The 2405-nt window shown below is 62.6% G+C and carries 2 protein-coding genes and 1 pseudogene; all 3 read right to left on the bottom strand.

What is annotated here, in order from left to right; genetic code table 11:
* A pseudogene (locus WCA53_RS17045) lies at window positions 1–702 on the bottom strand (hypothetical protein); the annotation flags it as partial.
* Window positions 699–1808 (bottom strand): Gfo/Idh/MocA family protein, encoded by a 1110-nt coding sequence (locus tag WCA53_RS17040; protein ID WP_423912861.1) that lies wholly within the window; start codon window positions 1806–1808, stop codon window positions 699–701. The pseudogene WCA53_RS17045 and the gene WCA53_RS17040, both read right to left, overlap by 4 nt.
* A gap of 2 nt (window positions 1809–1810) precedes the next feature.
* A partial coding sequence (locus WCA53_RS17035) for an ABC transporter permease (protein ID WP_423912856.1) occupies window positions 1811–2405 on the bottom strand: 595 nt, incomplete at its 5' end.

Below are 2405 nucleotides of genomic sequence, written 5' to 3'. Positions count from 1 at the left end.
CGCCTCCACCACGTAAGGCCATGGCAGTTCGAGCGGCCGGGAGTACGTCTTGAACGACGCATCGGACCAATTGCGTTGATCCTCCATTTCGAAGGTGTCGCCGGTCAATTCGCATCGTATGGTCAAGCCCGACGCGAGCCGGTGTTCGATCGTGCGGATATCCTTGTACGGCTGCCACGGGTCGATCAACACAGGAAAACGCGAGTCATCCACCGTGCCGTCGCCGTGCTCGACGCGTGCGGGAGCGCCGGCCACCCCCTCGATCGGATGCAACACGCAAAAACCACAGCGCGCTGTCAGGAAATCAGTCGATGCGGTCGCGAGCGCGCGAAACTCCAATGCGCCGTCGGCCTTGCAGTCAATGATCGCAGCGTACCAAAGGGACTGCCCATCCGGATTCGTGCATTGCGCCGTGTACGTAACGCGAAATGCCTGGTCATCCTGTTCGACCTGCATTTCCTTCGTCAGCGGCACGCAGGTGCCCCAGTCCTTGTCGCGCACCACATAAGCGATCGAGCGGATCACTTCCGTGCTGGCAAACCGGATATCGCGTAGCGCGCCGTTCACAAGTAGCGCGGACCACGGACCCGCCGTCAGCAAACGCGCTGTGGGTTGCGGCTGCGATGTACCGTAGTAGCGCTCGAGTTCGACCACGGGTTCCTGTGCGTCGTGCTCCTCGGGGAACATGCGTGCGGCGCTCATCGCAGGGCCTCTCCGGCGGACTCTGCCGATTGCCCGGCAGCCAACTCGGGCGAAGGCAAGACAGTAGTTTCACCGCGCCGCGCCGACTCGTAGGTGGCCTCGACCAGCTGGAGTGTTTTCAGGTTGTCGCGGCCCGAAGTGGCCGGCTCAACGCCCCCGTTCAGAGAGGCCACCCAGTGCGTCTGAATCGCGGCGACGCTCTCCTGAATCGCCTCCCAAGGCGCGCACGACCATGGAAACGACTGCGGCATCGCAATCTCGTCATGAGTCCCGGAACGGGTGTGGATCTGCAGCCGGTAATCGGCGAAAAGACGCAGCGTACCCTCAGCACCGTCCACCTCAATGAGCGTCTGCGGAAACAGCTCATGCGGCAACCGCGACGCATAGCTGCAATCCACTACGCTCGTGACACCCGACACGTGACTCAACAACATCGTCGCCACATCTTCACCGGCGATTTGTGGGTTGACACGAGCAATCGTCGCGCTCAGGCGCGCAACATCGCCGAAGAGAAAGCGCGCGATATCGAGCACATGAATGCCGAGATCCTCGACAATGAAGCGCTCGTTGCGCGCCAGGTAAGGCTGCCCGCTAAACACGTCGAACGCGGAGCGAAACGACACGCGACCCCAGAACGGCCTGCCGATCCTGCCCTCGCGCAAGGCTTGCCCTGCCGCCCTGATCGCGGCTTGCCAGCGGAAGTTCTCATGCACCATCAGCGGCACACCAGCGTGTTCGCACGCGTGAACCATGGCAAGGGCATCGGCCATCGACAGAGCAAACGGCTTCTGGCAAATCGCAGCAACACCCGCGGAGGCCGCCAGTTCAACCAGTGCGCGATGGCTCGGCGCCGTGGTCGCGATATCCACGAAATCGAGGCGCTCGCTGTCCAACAGCGTCACCGCATCGCCATAGAGCCGAGCGATACCAAAGTCGCGACCGGCCGCCTGCAAACGCTCCTCATCCGCATCGCACAACGCGACGATCTCGGCACCCTCAATGCCTTGCCACGCGTGGAGATGATTCCGCGCAAAAAAGCCGCAGCCGATTAACGCACCCTTGAGCGGGGCCCCCTGCTTTCTCTCCGACCTGTTCGCTTCACTCATCGTCAAGCCCCTGTGGCTGCCTGCTTCTGCAAAGCAAAACGCTGCTGGACGCGCCTCTGGACCTGATCGACCACCACCGCGGCCACGATCACTACGCCCTTGATAACGGTTTGCCAGAAGGCGCTCACGCCCATCATCACAAGACCGTCCGACAGAATGCCGATCACGAATGCGCCGATGATCGTCCCGCCAATCTTGCCACGCCCGCCCGACATCGAAGTCCCGCCCAGCACCGCTGCCGCAATCGCATTGAGCTCAAAGGTCTCGCCGCTCATCGGGTGCGAAGCGACCAGTTCGGACGAGATGATCAAGCCGACAATCGCCGCGCAGAATCCAGAAAACATGTAGACGGTCATCTTGACGCGATTGACGCGCACGCCCGACAACTGAGCCGCACGCTCGTTGCTGCCGATCGCATAGATCTGGCGGCCGAGCGGCGTGCGCGCCGCCACGTAAGCAGCAAACAGGCCGATCACGATCAGGAGCCAGACGGTGCCCGGCACGCCGAGCAAAGTCGCGCCGCCGAGCGTCGGAAAGCCGGTCGTCCCGTAGTCCGAATTGCCGGTCAGGTTAGGGAAGGTCTCGCCGCCCGAGGAC

It is taken from the genome of Caballeronia sp. (assembly GCF_049581465.1).
Classification (GTDB): domain Bacteria; phylum Pseudomonadota; class Gammaproteobacteria; order Burkholderiales; family Burkholderiaceae; genus Caballeronia.
The sequence above is the reverse complement of the archived record's forward strand: the minus strand, read 5'-3'. Positions and strand labels throughout refer to the sequence as shown.

Bases quoted from the DNA above. Each gene is read 5' to 3' on its own strand.
- WCA53_RS17040 (WP_423912861.1), bottom strand. From the start codon at position 1,808: ATGAGTGAAGCGAACAGGTCGGAGAGAAAGCAGGGGGCCCCGCTCAAG.